This window comes from Ruegeria profundi, assembly GCF_001507545.1.
Lineage (GTDB): Bacteria > Pseudomonadota > Alphaproteobacteria > Rhodobacterales > Rhodobacteraceae > Ruegeria > Ruegeria profundi.
This window is the reverse complement of record NZ_LQBP01000003.1, coordinates 478,201-493,185: the sequence shown is the minus strand read 5'-3', so window position 1 is coordinate 493,185 and position 14,985 is coordinate 478,201. Positions and strand designations below refer to the sequence as shown.

Annotated in this window: 14 protein-coding genes; 3 read left to right on the top strand and 11 right to left on the bottom strand. The window is 57.6% G+C overall.

The genetic code is table 11. The features are described from left to right. Positions 1-61: 61 nt before the first annotated feature. Complete coding sequence (locus AVO44_RS08215; RefSeq protein WP_068335330.1) at positions 62-1,378, bottom strand: aspartate aminotransferase family protein; 1,317 nt, start codon at positions 1,376-1,378, stop codon at positions 62-64. Beyond that, positions 1,375-2,154, bottom strand: coding sequence for a beta-keto acid cleavage family enzyme (locus AVO44_RS08210; RefSeq protein WP_068335197.1), 780 nt, complete (start codon positions 2,152-2,154; stop codon positions 1,375-1,377). Before AVO44_RS08210 ends, AVO44_RS08215 begins: the two co-directional genes overlap by 4 nt. A gap of 89 nt (positions 2,155-2,243) precedes the next feature. On the opposite strand from AVO44_RS08210, the gene AVO44_RS08205 reads away from it, so the two are divergent. Then, complete coding sequence (locus tag AVO44_RS08205; protein WP_068335195.1) at positions 2,244-3,161, top strand: MurR/RpiR family transcriptional regulator; 918 nt, start codon at positions 2,244-2,246, stop codon at positions 3,159-3,161. A 25-nt stretch (positions 3,162-3,186) separates the two neighbouring features. Here the strand turns inward: AVO44_RS08205 and AVO44_RS08200 are convergent, their stop codons facing one another. The 5 genes from AVO44_RS08200 to AVO44_RS08180 form a co-directional block, all read right to left on the bottom strand. Then, positions 3,187-3,978 carry an FAD binding domain-containing protein gene (locus AVO44_RS08200; protein WP_068335192.1) on the bottom strand — a complete coding sequence of 264 codons (792 nt, stop codon included), beginning with the start codon at positions 3,976-3,978 and terminating at the stop codon, positions 3,187-3,189. 96 nt (positions 3,979-4,074) lie between these two features. Then, positions 4,075-6,435 carry a xanthine dehydrogenase family protein molybdopterin-binding subunit gene (locus AVO44_RS08195; protein WP_068335189.1) on the bottom strand — a complete coding sequence of 787 codons (2,361 nt, stop codon included), beginning with the start codon at positions 6,433-6,435 and terminating at the stop codon, positions 4,075-4,077. A gap of 80 nt (positions 6,436-6,515) precedes the next feature. Beyond that, positions 6,516-7,001 (bottom strand): (2Fe-2S)-binding protein, encoded by a 486-nt coding sequence (locus AVO44_RS08190; RefSeq protein WP_068335186.1) that lies wholly within the window; start codon positions 6,999-7,001, stop codon positions 6,516-6,518. A 139-nt stretch (positions 7,002-7,140) separates the two neighbouring features. Beyond that, on the bottom strand, positions 7,141-8,139 hold the full coding sequence (locus AVO44_RS08185) for a molybdopterin-binding protein (RefSeq protein WP_068335183.1): 999 nt from the start codon (positions 8,137-8,139) through the stop codon (positions 7,141-7,143). Further along, positions 8,136-9,104, bottom strand: coding sequence for an XdhC family protein (locus AVO44_RS08180; protein WP_068335180.1), 969 nt, complete (start codon positions 9,102-9,104; stop codon positions 8,136-8,138). The genes AVO44_RS08185 and AVO44_RS08180 overlap by 4 nt, the downstream gene beginning before the upstream one ends. A gap of 243 nt (positions 9,105-9,347) precedes the next feature. Here AVO44_RS08180 and AVO44_RS08175 point away from each other — a divergent pair, with 243 nt between their 5' ends. Next, the gene (locus AVO44_RS08175) at positions 9,348-9,839 is read left to right on the top strand and encodes a hypothetical protein (RefSeq protein ID WP_233421953.1); all 492 of its coding nucleotides are present in this window, start codon (positions 9,348-9,350) and stop codon (positions 9,837-9,839) included. On the opposite strand, the gene AVO44_RS08170 is transcribed toward AVO44_RS08175, so the two are convergent. Both AVO44_RS08170 and AVO44_RS08165 read right to left on the bottom strand, forming a co-directional pair. Next, positions 9,831-11,099 carry a vWA domain-containing protein gene (locus tag AVO44_RS08170; RefSeq protein WP_068335172.1) on the bottom strand — a complete coding sequence of 423 codons (1,269 nt, stop codon included), beginning with the start codon at positions 11,097-11,099 and terminating at the stop codon, positions 9,831-9,833. The genes AVO44_RS08175 and AVO44_RS08170 overlap by 9 nt on opposite strands. Further along, the gene (locus AVO44_RS08165; protein ID WP_068335169.1) at positions 11,099-12,007 is read right to left on the bottom strand and encodes an AAA family ATPase; all 909 of its coding nucleotides are present in this window, start codon (positions 12,005-12,007) and stop codon (positions 11,099-11,101) included. Before AVO44_RS08165 ends, AVO44_RS08170 begins: the two co-directional genes overlap by 1 nt. A gap of 135 nt (positions 12,008-12,142) precedes the next feature. Between AVO44_RS08165 and pyrC the strand changes: the two genes are divergently transcribed. Further along, positions 12,143-13,180, top strand: a complete 1,038-nt coding sequence (gene pyrC / locus AVO44_RS08160; RefSeq protein ID WP_068335167.1) for a dihydroorotase — start codon at positions 12,143-12,145, stop codon at positions 13,178-13,180. Here pyrC and AVO44_RS08155 read toward each other — a convergent pair. Both AVO44_RS08155 and AVO44_RS08150 read right to left on the bottom strand, forming a co-directional pair. Continuing rightward, positions 13,177-14,472, bottom strand: a complete 1,296-nt coding sequence (locus AVO44_RS08155) for an MmgE/PrpD family protein (RefSeq protein ID WP_068335164.1) — start codon at positions 14,470-14,472, stop codon at positions 13,177-13,179. The two genes, pyrC and AVO44_RS08155, sit on opposite strands and share 4 nt — an antisense overlap. Before the next feature lie 37 nt (positions 14,473-14,509). Continuing rightward, positions 14,510-14,956 carry a type II toxin-antitoxin system RatA family toxin gene (locus AVO44_RS08150; RefSeq protein ID WP_068335328.1) on the bottom strand — a complete coding sequence of 149 codons (447 nt, stop codon included), beginning with the start codon at positions 14,954-14,956 and terminating at the stop codon, positions 14,510-14,512. Positions 14,957-14,985: the final 29 nt, after the last annotated feature.

Sequence of the window (14,985 nt, the reverse complement as noted above, 5' to 3'; positions counted from 1 at the left end):
GACCGTTTTGTTCAAAGCCCCCTGTTGGAGGGGGCTTTTTTCGTGACAGTATCGGGGGCCACTAGATAACGGCTGTTATTGCGTTGTTCAGCTTCCCAACCATCTCATCTACCTCTGCGTCTTCGATGATGAATGGTGGCGCCAGCAGGATGTGATCGCCCAACCGTCCATCGCGCGTACCTGACATCGGATAGCAAATCAGCCCTTCGGCCAATGCCGCCTTTTTGATCTTTCCCGCCACACCATGCGCAGGATCAAACGGTTGTTTGGTGTCGCGATCCGCAACCAGTTCAATACCGCGGAACAAACCCCGACCCCGAATGTCCCCGACATTCGGATGCTGCCCCAACGCCGCCTCTAACGCAGATTGAACCTTTTCACCCATAACACCTGCGCGCGCCGGCAGATCATGCACGGTCAGCTCACGAACCACGGCCAAGGCCGCCGCCGTTGCAACCGGATGCCCGATATAGGTGTGGCCGTGCTGAAAAAATCCTGAGCCGTCGCGGATCGCATCAAAAATCCGGTTTGTACACATCATCGCACCGATGGGCTGATACCCGGCCCCCAAGCCTTTGGCGATGCAAAGTATATCCGGTGCCACCTGATCGTGATCGCAAGCAAACAGGTGCCCGGTTCGGCCCATGCCGCACATCACCTCATCCAAAATCAAAAGAACACCGTATTGATCGCAGATTTCACGAATTCGCTTATAGTATCCTTCAACCGCAGGGACCGCGCCCAAAGTCGCACCAACAACGGGTTCTGCCATAAACGCCATCACAGTGTCAGGACCCAGCCGCAGGATTTCGGTTTCAAGTTCATTGGCTACGCGCTGACCATAGTCAAAGCTACTTTCACCGTTCGGCTTCTCTGCGTATTCATAGCATGGCGCTATGTGAGTCATTTCTATCAACATCGGTGCGAATTGCGCCCGCCGCCACGCGTTGCCTCCGGCGGACAAAGCGCCCAGAGTGTTGCCGTGATAACTCTGCCGCCGCGCGATCACATGTCGCCGCTCGGGCTGACCGATCTCAAGAAAGTACTGCCGCGCCAGCTTTATCGCCGCCTCGGTCGCCTCAGACCCGCCTGAGACGAAATACACCCGGTCCAGATCACCAGGGGCGTGTTCAATCAGCAAGTCAGCCAGTGCCTCAGCCGGTTCAGACGTCATAAAGCCGGTATGGGCAAAAGCGATCTTTTCGACTTGCTCCTGCACAGCGCGGATAACCGATGGGTTCGAGTGACCAAGACACGAAACCGCTGCATCGCCGCAATCAAGATAACGCCGACCCTGTGCATCGATCAGGTAACACCCATCTCCGCCCGCTGCGACCGGTAGCTCTGATTTCGTGTGACGTGGAAATACGTGACTCAGTTGACTGCCCTTTCCAACTTGGCAACAAGCGCCGACACCGACGCAGCATTGTCTTTCCAATAATTTCCGTTCTCATCAGTCAGGCTGTTTTCGAACCCGACGCGAACGTCGCCGCCCTGCTTGGCAGCATATGTCAAACATGCATGTTCTTGCGGGCCAAAAGCGCACACCATCCATGGCGACTTACCTTTGGGGAATTGATCCAGGTCTTGCGGGGACGATTGTTGACCAGCCGCGTAGCGCCCCAAGACAAAGATGCACTCCGTCTGTTCTTCGCGCACAATCCCGGCCTTTGTCCATTCCGCCAGCAAGGCCGCATCTTCCGCATCGTACAGGATATGCTGGACCCGCGTTCCTTGCGCAGCACACAGGCCATATACTCGATCGGCGAGTTCCGGTGACCGCGCAATCTCTCTTACCGAAACCGAGGCCCAATCAGCGCATACTTTCTCAAGACAGTCGATTTGGGCGGGTACGTCGTATACTCCGGCAGCCTCAGTCGTGATTTGCAGGTCGAGTTCGGGAACGGCCCGCCGCAACGCGGCCACAGTTTCAACGTACCGACCGGGATCCAGGGAATGACGCCCCTCTGCATCGCGAATGTGCAGGTGCAGCCCGTTTGCGCCCGCCTGAAAACACGCGCGCCCAGTTTCGACAATCTGATCAATGGAAACAGGAAGCGCCGGGTGATCAGACCGCCCGCGCCGCGCACCTGTCGGAGCGACCATAACATATGGGCGCTTGGCGGATTGTTTTTCTGATCGCGAGTCCGACATTCAAATTCCTCTGGTCAACTTTGCCCCATCTAGCGCGCCTTACGTTGTTTTTTACTTGCCAATGACAGAACATATGTTTTTCTTTGAGTATGGATATCACCCCGAATGAATTAACTGATCGTCTGCGGCGCAACATCGAAGACATGCCCACAGCCCTGCAGGCGGCTGCAAAATACGTTATCGACCATCCCGGCGATTTCGGCCTGAACCCGATCCGCACGACTGCGACCCGGATCGGGGTCAGCTCAAACGTTCTGGTCCGACTTGCGCAGCGTATGGGGTTTGACGGGTTCGAAGCCTTCCGTTCGCCCTTTCGCAATGCGCTGGTGACGGATCGGGAAAACAGCTTGGGTCAGGATTGGCTGAACGTTCTTCAGTCCGAAGACACCTTTGGTACTGCACAAGCCAAATTGGTACAAAACGAACAAAACGTGGTCACACGATCCCTTCGCCTTATGAAGCCTGAAAAAGTGCGATTGGCTATTGAGCACATTCTGACATCAAGACGGTGTTTCGTGACGGCAACGCGCGCCAGCTATGCGCTTGCCTATTACTTTTCTTACACGGGTCGCATGGCCCATCCTGGTATCCAATTGGTGCCGCGTCACATGGGCTCTGCAACAGACGATCTGTTGGATGCGGATCAGCAGGACTGCCTGATTGCCATCACCGTACACCCCTATTCTGCGGACACAATTCAGTCGATGCGTTTCGCGAAACAACGGGGACTGTACCTGATTCTGATTTCAGACAGCGACCTTATCGCGCCCGGCGTCGCGCCCGACATTGCCTTTACAGTCAGCACCCGCGCCCTGCATTCGTTCTCTTGCTTTACCGGCGCTATGGCCGTTCTGGAGTGTTTGCTTGGGCATCTTTTCGACGCCGGAGGCGAGGCGGCGCGACAACGGATCGACGCCTATCAAAAAGCGCGAGAGGATACCGGCGCTTATTGGCAACCCTCCAAGCCCCCAAGGCTGCGCCAAACAAAAAAAAGCCCCGGTTCATGACCGGGGCTTAGAACCATTTAGTGGTTCACACGCACGCTTGGACCGCGCGTTTTGTCATCACACCAACAAGATGCGCACGATAGTCTTTGCTGCCGTGCAAATCACCGATCATGTTGGCCGGATTGATGCGTAGGTCCATCAAGGCATCCGGGCGGAATTCTTTCGTCAGTGCCTGCTCGGCCTCGGTCCAACGGAAAACACCATCTTCACTCGCCCCTGTCACGGCAACGCGAACCCCGTCCGCGAACCGTGCCAAGTACACACCGACCAGCGCAAACCGTGACGCGGGCTGCAGGAATTTCTGATAGCTTGCCGCTTGCGGAACAGGGAACCTTACTGACGTAATGATCTCCCCCTCGTCCAGCGCGGTTGAAAACATCCCCTCAAAGAAATCATCCGCCGCAATCTCGCGCGTGTTCGTGATGATCGTTGCACCCGATCCCAACACGCCCGCCGGATAGCAAGCCGCCGGATCATTGTTGGCTATTGAGCCGCCAATCGTGCCGCGGTTCCGAACCGCCGGATCACCGATCTGACCTGCTAGGGCTGCAAGCGCCGGATAGCTGCCCGCTGCTTCTGACGCGACGGTGGCATGGGTCGTCGCTCCGCCGACTGACACCGAACCATCGTCATTCACGCAAACACCCTTCATCTCTGCAATCCCGCTGAGCGAGATCAAGGCCGAGGGTGCAGCCAACCTTTGTTTCAACGTCGGGATCAAGGTCTGCCCACCCCCTAACGCCTGCGCATCCTCGGCCCCCAATGCGGCAACCGCATCAGCAATGGTCGAGGGCTTTTCAAACTCGAAACTGTACATTTCGTTTTTCCTTCCCGAAAGACGCGGGTCCGTCCTTCATCTGGCTAAAAATATCCCGGGGGTCCGGGGGGCTGGCCCCCGGTCCTCTCTCTCCACTCAGCTGTTCATTGCCGCCCAGACGCGCGACGGGCTAACCGGCATATCAATGTGATCCACTGATTTGCCACCCGAGTTCAACGCATCCAGTACCGCATTGACCACCGCAGGCGGTGAGCCGATCGCGCCAGCCTCACCACAGCCTTTCACGCCCAGCGGGTTATGGGTACACGGCGTTTGGCTGGAATGGTCGACCTCGTAGAACGGAACATCATCGGCGCGCGGCATCGCGTAATCCATGAAGGACGCGCTCAGCAATTGTCCGTTCTCGTCATAGGCGCAATTCTCCAACAGCGCCTGGCCGATCCCCTGACCGATACCGCCATGCACCTGACCGTCAACGATCATCGGATTGATGATGTTGCCGAAATCATCCGCCGCAGTGAACTTTTCGATGGTGACCTGTCCTGTTTCCGGATCCACCTCGACCTCACAGGCATAGGCACCAGCAGGGAAGGTAAAGTTCGCCGGATCGTAAAATGCGGTTTCCTCAAGCCCCGGTTCAACTTCCAAAGGATAGTTATGCGGGACATAAGCGGTAAGGGTCACGTCACCCCAAGCCACCGATTTGTCGGTGCCCGCAACGCTGAACTGACCATCCTTCAGCTCAATATCCGCCTCAGACGCCTCCAGCAAATGAGCCGCGATCTTCTTGGCCTTTTCGATCACCTTCTCGGTCGCCTTGACCATGGCCGAGCCGCAAACTGCGAGGCTACGCGACCCGTAGGTACCCATACCAAACGGGATTTTCGAGGTGTCGCCGTGCACGATCTCGACCATTGATTCGTCGATACCGATCATGTCCGCCACCACTTGAGGAAAGGCGGTCTCGTGCCCTTGCCCGTGGCTATGCGCGCCGACCATGACGCTGATCGAGCCGGTGGCGTTCACCCGCACTGTCGCAGCATCATACAGACCCGCACGGGCACCGAGCATTCCAACAATGTTCGAAGGTGCGATACCGCAAGCCTCAATATAGCAGTTGATGCCAAGCCCACGCAGCTTGCCCTTCGCCTCGCTTTCCGTGCGACGCGCAGCAAAGCCTGCCAGATCGGCGGCAACTTCAAGCTTGTCCATCGTCCCATTATAGTCCCCGGTGTCATAGGTCAGCGCGACCGGCGTGTCATAGGGGAACTGAGTTATGAAGTTCTGACGGCGCAGCGCAATCGGATCGACCCCAAGCTCACGCGCGGCTTTGTCTACCACACGTTCAAGCTGGAAAGTCGCCTCGGGCCGCCCGGCTCCGCGATAGGCATCAACCGGGACCGTATTGGTAAACATCGCCTTTACGTTCACCTGGATGACCGGCGTTTTATAGTTACCCGCCATAAGCGTACCATGCAGCCAGGTCGGAACCGAGCTGGAAAAGGTCGACAGATACGCGCCAAGGTTGGCATAGGTATTGGTGCGCAGACCGATGAAGTTGTTGTCCGCATCCAGCGCCAGTTCGATTGTGCTGACATGGTCGCGACCTTGTGCGTCCGACATGAACGCCTCGGACCGGCTGGCGGTCCATTTCACCGGACGCCCACAGGCTTTGGCCGCGAAAGTGCAAAACGCTTCTTCGGCGTAGTGGAAAATCTTCGTACCGAAACCACCGCCCACATCAGGCGCGACAACACGAACCTTATGCTCAGGTAGGCCCAGAACAAATGCGCACATCAACAACCGGATCACGTGCGGGTTCTGGGATGTCGTGTAAAGCGTGTAGTCTTCGGTTCCCCGATTGTACTCGGCCACCGCCACACGCGGCTCCATTGGGTTGGCGACCAGGCGGTTATTAACCAAATCCAACGTGGTTACATGCGCAGCATTGGCAAAGACCTCATTGACCTTCGCGTCGTCAGCCTCGCCCAACTGCCAATCATAACAGATATTGTTCTTCAGATCGTCATGAACCAGCGTCGCGCCTTCCTGCGCCGCGGCCTTCATGTCCAGCACGGCTGGCAGTTCTTCGATATCCAGCTCGATGGCTTCGGCCGCGTCGCGGGCCTGTTCAAGACTATCGGCCACAACGGCAGCGATAGGATCGCCCACGTGGCGTACTTTTCCTTGCGCCAGTATGGGGTGCGGCGGTTCCTGCATCGGCGCGCCGTGTTTGTCAGTCACTTCCCAGCCGCAGGGCATTCCACCTACGCCTTCGAAGTCTTTGCCGGTGAATACCTTGACCACGCCGGGCATGGTTTCGGCTGCTGACGTATCGATTGACTTGATCCGGCCATGCGCGATGTCAGACCGCAGGAAATGCACATAGGCTTGGCCATGTACGTTGATGTCGTCGGTGTAGTTGCCTGCTCCGGTCAGAAAGCGCACGTCCTCGCGGCGCTTGGAACTGGCTCCGATGCCACTGTCTTTGGGCATTGCTTGTTCTCCTCCGATAAACGGATGCTCATGCACCCTAAGTCATTCCACGGGCATTTTTTCCTACGCCCGCAGTGGCATCATTCGGCTGCGATTTTGCCTGCGTCCTGACCGGATGCGGCCATGATCGCCTTAACGATATTGTGATACCCGGTGCAGCGGCACAGGTTGCCTTCAAGGTACTTGCGAATTTCGGCTTCGGTCGGGCGCGGATTTTCTTTCAGCAGGGCTGCGGCGCTCATCACCATGCCCGGTGTGCAAAATCCGCATTGCAGACCGTGATGATCCTGAAACGCCTGTTGTATGACGTTCAGCGAACCGTCTGGATTGGCCTGCCCTTCGATGGTGCCCACGTCGGCCCCGTCAGCCTCCAACGCCAGCATATTGCATGACTTTACTGCCTCGCCATTCACATGCACCACACATGCGCCGCATTGCGCGGTGTCACATCCCACATGCGTGCCCGTCAGCGACAAGTGATCCCGCAGAAAGCTGGACAGCAGTGTCCGGCCTTCGACGTCACCGCTCACGGATTTTCCGTTCACGGTCATTGAGACCTGTGTCATTCGTTCCTCCTAAAATGAAATTCTCCCTTGCCCGAGTTAAACACGGGAATTTTCGTTTGAGAACAAAAATATTTAGGGATTGGTTTAACTGTTTGCGTGCTTAACACTCAAAGGTAACGCGGAGGCAGACAAAGGCAAATTATCGCCGTGACGCGCGCGGTTGTGGCCTGGTCGGAATCTCTTTCAGAAGGCCGCCTACCCCCATCGCGGCGATGTCTGCACCAGTTGTCTCGATCCCACAGGCGACACGGGACAGCACCCAATCAGCCCCGTTCAACGCCGGGGACCGCGCGCAGCCCGGCAACCCAATCACCGGTCGCTGCCCGAGCGACCCAAGAAAAAGCAGATTGCCCGGATCGACCGGCATGCCAAAACGGTCCACATGCCCACCTGCGACTCGCACCGCCTGAGGCGCAACATCCGATACATCCGAGGTTGCGGAGCCCGTCAGGATCATCACCACGTCGCCCTGAGTTTCGGTGACCGCGTTTGCAAGTGCATCGGTCACATGGGGCACGATGCGCACATCGCTCATCTCCATTCCCAAGGCTTCGACCCGGCCACGGATCGCCGCGATGCCCTTTTCGTTAGACGGCCCGCCGGGAATATCGGTTACGATCAGCCCTGCCTTTTTGTAGACCGGCGTAGCAAGGCGAATGGCGTCCTGCGCGAGACGAGCGGCTTTCAGCACATCCCCTTCTGGGACGGCGTAAGAAATAACCTTGATCGTCGCGACCATGCCGCCGGTGGTCATCTGTTGGTACTGCGGCACCGTGGCAACGGTGATCATTGGGTTGACCAGGTTGAAGGCTTCAAGCGCGGAAACGTCCAGAACCGCGACGCCCGGCCCCTCTGCCAGCAGGTTAACACGGCCCGTGAACGGCTTCGTCACCTTCAAAGCAGCACCCTTTGGGTCTGGCACCAACGCGTCAGCCAGCATTCCGGCCGCCTTGTCTTCGTGACAATCTCCTGGGTCAAGCTGTGCAACTATTACAGTTTCATATCCAGCTGCAGTCAGACGCGCCTGATGTTCAGGCGTAAGAACAATCCCTTTGCGCAGCTTCGTGTCCCCGGCTTTGACGGAGTGGGCCAAAATGGCCCCGCCAGCCTGATCAATGGGAACAGGGCCGAACTTCACGCTTTACCTCGTAATACGGCAGTCATCTGCGCCAGAATGGCAACAGCGATTTCCGATGGATCTGCAGCTCCGATATCCAATCCGATGGGGCCATGGATACGCGCGATCTGGGTGTCGGTGAAACCGGCCTCTTTCATCCGCGCGACCCGTTTTGCGTGCGTTCGCGTCGATCCCAAGGCACCGATATAGAACACGCCCGCCCCAAGTGCGGATTGCAACGCCGGGTCATCCAGTTTCGGATCATGCGTCAACAACACCACGGCAGTACGCGCGTCCATGCCAAGTTTGGCGACCGCTTCATCCGGCCAGTCTGTCAGAATCGTCTCGCCGGGAAAACGGCTGCTGGATGCGAAAGCTTCGCGCGGGTCAACGATGAACGGATCATAGCCCGCGATACGTGCCATCGGCACCAACGCCTGCGCAATGTGCACTGCACCGACGACAATTAACCGGAGCGGAGGGTTGTGGATTGCAACGAAAGTTTGACCATCTTCCTCGAAACCCGAACGATCCATGCGCAGGCGATCCGGATAGGCATTGTGATGCAAAGCCCGGTGGCCGGTTTCGATGTTCACCTCATAAGCCACAGGCTCACGCCGGGCACGGGCGTCGACCAATTCGCGCAGCATGGGCTCGGGCAGTACTTTGCCGACCGGTTCTACCAGAACACGGATCGTACCCCCACAGGCCAGCCCCACGGCAAAGGCGTCCTCATCGCTGACACCAAATTCCAGCAGACGTGCTTCGCCTTCATCGATCGCCTCAAGCGCTTCAACCACGACAGCGCCTTCAACGCAGCCCCCTGAGACCGAGCCCTCCATACGGCCATCCCCGCCGATCACCAGCTGTGCGCCAACACGGCGCGGCGCGCTGCCCCAGGTCTCAACAACCGTAGCCAGCGCAACCGGCTTGCCGTCGCGGTGCCAACTCAATGCGGTTTCAGGGCCATTGTCGAATCTGTCCATTGCACCCTCCCGAAGCGTTCAGGTCCAACATAAGCAGGTTTGGCCGGATGAAAAGGAACCCTGGCTTTCAACTGTTTGCATGGGCTCAAAAAATCTAAAGTCTAGGCGCTTTTCAGCTTAGATTTTCTTCGTTCTCGCAAAGTATTGATTGCCAGATCATGCGATTCTAGCCTTCATACGATCATCAGTAATTCTCGTATTCAGATACTAATTTCACAACAGGGAGACAGAGACTTGAAACGTGTGTTCACTCTCGGAATGGCAATCGGCCTGCTGGCCTCAAGCGCGGCGAGCGCGGATACGTTCCTGCGTTACGGAGAAGTCGAAGGCTGGAAGGTCTTCGTGGACCAAGACAAGAAAACCTGCTTGATCGAGGCCGTAGATGACGCAGAAAACGTAGTTCAGATGGGATTGACCGAAGATCGAAGCGTTGGATATGTGGGCGTCTTTACCAAGGCCGAGACCGACATCAAACGTGGCGAGACCGAGGCCGTAGCGATTCTTTTAGGTGATAACGTTTATGTCGGTGAAGCAACCGGCATGAGGGGCAATATCACCAAAGGATACTCCGGCGGTTATGTTCTGTCTGACGATCCTCAATTCGCGGATGATATCGCCAAGCAGAAGGTCATGGTCGTGTTCCCCGAGAAGGAATTCGCGTTCACCGTCGATCTCACTGGCACGTTCAAAGCCATGGAAATGGCGCGTAAGTGCAACGAAGAACAACTAAGCTGATCTTCCCCCTGAAAGCGCGGTCATAAGCCGCGCTTTCTCACCCATGTCATCAGGTTTTGAGATGACGGCGGCCAGACCTTCCAATGAAGCAATAGAGTGCCCCGCGCGAAAACTGTCGACATGCGGCAACATCGCAGCAACACCCTGAGCCTTTGGCGCGAACCCATCCCAACGCAAGAGCGGGTTAAGCCAGATCAGGCGCCGCGCGGAGAGGTGCAAGCGCTCCATCTCTTTCCCAAGCGCATCGGGGTCGCCCCGATCCAAACCGTCCGAGATCAGCAGCACGACTGCACCTTGCCCCATGACCCGGCGCGACCAGTCGCGGTTGAACGCGTGCAGACACTCCCCGATCCGCGTTCCCCCTTCCCAATCCTGCGCCTCGGCACCGGCTGCGGCAAGTGCTGCGTCAACGTCGCGCTGTTGCAAATGGCGGGTGATATTAGTCAGACGGGTGCCGAAGGTGAACGCATGTACCTTGGCCCAACCTGCACCTTTCGCGTTTGAGACGGTATGAAGGAAATGCAGGATCATCCGACTGTATTGGCTCATCGACCCAGAGATATCGCAGAGCACCACAAGGTTTGGCCATCGCGGCTTCGGCTTGAGGCGCGCGATATCGCGAAGCTCACCACCCTGACGCATCGCCGCGCGCAAGGTTCGGGCACGATCAATCCTATGACCCAAATGGCTGGCCTGACCGCGCCGTGACTCGATAGGACTCACCGGCAGCGTAAGACGCGCCAGCATCCGCTTGGCCTGCGCGGTCTCAGCCGTGCTCATCTGTTCGAAATCCAGACTACGCAGGCGTTCTTCGGACGAGGCGGTCTGCGAGGCATCAATCTCTAACTCCGTTTCCTCTTCTTGCTCGGACGCCTCTGGCAGGTCGCGTTCCACACCATCAAGCAGCGCCTCGGCCGCGCGTTTTTCTGCGGCGTCAGCCTTTCGGTCTTCCTGCACACCACGGATGGCGGGAAGCATCATGGACATCATATGCTCAAGATACCTTGGGTCGCGCCAATAAAGCCGGAACACCTGCGCAAACACAGTGCGATGCTCCGGACGATTCACGAAACAGGCGTGCAGGGTCCAGTAGAAATCTGTCTTCTTGGTGAAACCTGCCGCCTGGACCGCACGGATCGCGTCAACAACCCGCCCGGTTCCAATGGGTAAGCCAGCCTTCCGCAAGGCGCGCGCAAAATGGGTAATGTTCTGCGCCAGCTTTGGGTTGTCAGGGATATCCAGCGTAAGCTGCTCAGCCATCAAACCGGTTCCAAGTCAGCTTTCGCCTGATCCAGAATCCGTTTCGCCTCGGACCCTTGCAGTTTCTGAATATCATCCTGGTACTTCAGGATCGCACCCAGCGTATCGCCAATCACTTCGGGGCTGAGGTTGATCACATCGAGCGCCAGCAGGCATTTCGCCCAGTCGATCGTTTCGGCGACACCGGGCTTTTTGAACAGATCCTCAGTCCGCAGGCGTTGGACAAATGCAACCACCTCTCGGCTAAGCGCCTCGGCAGCTTCCGGCGCGCGGGCGTGGAGGATTTCGATCTCACGGTCAAAATCGGGGTAGTCGACCCAATGATAAAGACAACGGCGTTTCAGCGCATCGTGCACCTCACGCGTACGGTTCGACGTCACGATCACGATAGGCGGTTCGGGCGCTTTGACGGTGCCCAGTTCGGGAATGGTGACCTGAAAATCACTGAGGGCTTCCAGCAGGAAAGCCTCGAACGGTTCATCGGTTCGATCAAGCTCATCTATCAAGAGGACAGGTGCGCCATTTTCATCCGGTCGCATGGCTTGCAAAAGCGGGCGTTCGACAAGGTATTCGTCGGAAAACAGCTCGGACTGTAGCGCACCGCGATCAGCCCCGCCTGCGGCCTCAGCCGTTCGGATCGCCACCATTTGCGCCGGAAAATTCCATTCGTACACCGCCGAGGATGCATCAAGCCCTTCGTAGCACTGCAATCGGATAAGGCGCCGGTTTAACCCCGCAGCCAGCGCCTTGGCGATCTCGGTTTTGCCGACACCAGCCTCACCCTCCAGAAACAGCGGACGCCCCAATTTCAGCGAGAGGAACACGACAGTCGCCAAGGCGCGACCACATACGTACCCCTGCGACCCAAGCATTTCCTGAACTGCGTCAATAGAATCTGGATGTGTCATGTCATGTCTCTCCCTCGGCACAAAAGGTCACGGCAGCACGCGTGCGTCAAGACCACCCTCTTCTCGGGACGTACGGTGATCCAGCCCGACGACAAGGGGTTTTCGGGACACGGCCACTGTGCTAGCGGATGCGGCATGACCGATAGCATCACGATCCGCCGCCCCGATGACTGGCACTTGCACCTGCGCGATGGCGCGATGTTGCAGGCCGTTCTGCCCGAAACCGCGCGCCACTTTGCCCGCGCGATCATTATGCCGAACCTCGTGCCACCCGTTGTGCGTGGCGATCAGGCCGCGGCCTACCGGGATCGAATCATGGCGGCCCTGCCCGCCGACATGACGTTCGAGCCGCTGATGACACTCTATCTGACCGAAGACACGGACGCCGCAGACGTGGCCGCCGCCCATGCGAGCGGTTTGGTCAAAGCGGTCAAGCTCTACCCGGCCGGCGCAACGACCAATTCACAGTCGGGTGTGCGTGATTTCGACAAAGTCCGTTCGGTGCTGGACAAGATGGCGGAGATTGGTCTGCCACTGTGCGTCCACGGTGAAGTCACGGACCCAGAAATCGACATATTCGACCGTGAAGCTGTGTTCATCGACCGCGTGCTTGACCCTATCCGCAAAGCCACACCGGGTCTGCGTGTGGTGATGGAGCACATCACAACCAGCAACGGCGTCGAATACGTCAAAGCCCACGAAGCGGATCTTGGCGCAACCATTACCGCGCATCACCTGATCATCAACCGCAACCACATTCTGGTGGGCGGCATCAAACCGCATTACTACTGCCTGCCTGTTGCGAAGCGAGAGGATCACCGCCTGGCGCTGGTGGCTGCCGCGACCTCGGGTGACAAACGGTACTTCCTGGGCACCGACAGCGCGCCGCATACGGACGATAACAAAGAAATGGCTTGTGGGTGCGCAGGTTGTTTCACCGCGACCAACACCATGTCACTGGTGGCCGAGATGTTTGACCGTGAAAGCGCAATGGATAAGCTGGAAGGGTTCGTTTCGTTGAACGGCCCCTCGTTTTATGGCCTGCCGGTCAACGAGGAAACGATCACGCTGACCAAAGGCGAACCGGTGGAATACCCCACCAAGATCGAAACAGGCGACGGTCCGGTCACGGTGTTCGAGCCCGGCTTCCCCTTGCATTGGCGCGTCGTTTAATCCGCCAGCATTTTTGCCAGATCGCGGGCGCGGCCACCGGTGCGCAACATCGACCAGATCGCGTCCGCCTCTTCAGCACCGATCAATTTGGACGCTTTTGACCGAACCCTATCCTCACGATCTGACAGCGCCACCGGAGCCAGCAGATCATGCGTCGCCTCAAGCCGGGCACCATCGCGACGTAACAGGGTTACTTGGGCCTGTGTTTCCGACAGGGTATCGTCAGCCTCAACCGAAACCCGGTCGCGCAACGACGTCAGGCGGGGATCGGCGCAGACCTTTTCCGAGTAACTGGCAGGCACCCCCGTATCGTAACCAAGCGCTTGCATCGCGATGACGGTCCGGTAGGAAAACTTGGCACCCAATCCTGTGGTCGGCGCCATTTGGTTGCATACGCTCATCCACCTTGGGTGGGTCTTTATCTTGATTTCAGCCACTTCCGGTTCAGCAATGTCCAGATCGCGAGCGGCCTCAAGCGCCGCGTGCAAGCCGTGACAGCACGCGTGGAATTTGTGGCTGACGTTTTCGAACAGCCATTCATCACCCAACCCATCCAGGGCCGATTTTGGGTCACCTTCACCCTGATGCGTCGCTCCGAAACCGTATTGCCCTTCGAGCGACTCCTTTTGGGGTTCAAATCCCCCGGCAACCAGCAAAGCAGCTTCGACCCCGTTCGAGGCTGCAAGTCCCGCATTAAAAGGTTTGCCCATCGTCCCAAATTGCACCTTTAGGCCGGAAGCGCGGGTTGCGGTCAGGCCCAGAACCTTTTGCATCTGATCCACGTCGAACTGCAGAATGCGTCCGGCAGCAACGGCAGCCCCGAAAGCACCTGCCGTTGCGGTCTGATGAAAGCCAGCTTGATAGTGGTTGCGCCCAAGCCAAAGACCCATACGAATTGAGACCTCCATCCCCACCAGCGCGGCCTCAAGGAAATCAACAAGGATGCGGTCATCCGATTCGCTCAGAGCCAATGCGGCAGGCAGAATGGCCACCGATGGATGCCCGATATGTGCAAAATGCGTATCGTCGTAATCTAGCGCATGAGACACGGTTCCGTTGACCAAAGCCGCCCCACGAAGGGGTGCCGCACCACCGCCGAACAGATGCGCCTGCGCGGCACCTTCCTCAGCCAGCACAAGATCTCGCACAGCTTTCGAAACCGGCTCATTAACGCCGGCACGACCCACTGCGATCCAGTCCAGAACGGATAACGAGGTAACGACCCGCGTTTGTAGCGTTGTCTCAACAGCACCAGCGGCAAAGGTGGCAAGAGATAGGGAAAAATCGGTCATGAGCGCAGTCTAGCGCCCGGCAAACACGGGTAAAGCCCTAGCGGTACAAATCCGCGGCACGGGTCTCGAATGCATGCACGATCCGGTGCATGGCTTCGTTGAACACGACGCCGATAATTCCCTGAAGGATGGCGTTCTTGAATTCGAAATCAACATGGAATGAGACGTTGCAACCACCGTCGGGCGCGTCTTCGAACTGCCAGTCGGATTTCATGTATTTAAATGGACCGTCAAGATATTCGGTGTCGATCTTCATTTGATCGGGATAAAGCGTTACCCGGCTGCCAAATCTTTCGCGAAATACCTTGAATGAGATGATCAGGTCCGCCTCAAGGACGTGCGCCTCACCCGCCGCATATGTCCTGCGGATACGCGCAGCGGCGCACCAGGGCAAAAACTCGGGATACTTCGCCACGTCCGCAATCAAATCGTACATCTGCTGAGCTGTGTAAGGCAGGTGGCGCGTTTCCGAATGAGTTGGCATGGCTTCCGGTATTTGCAGGTGACAATAGC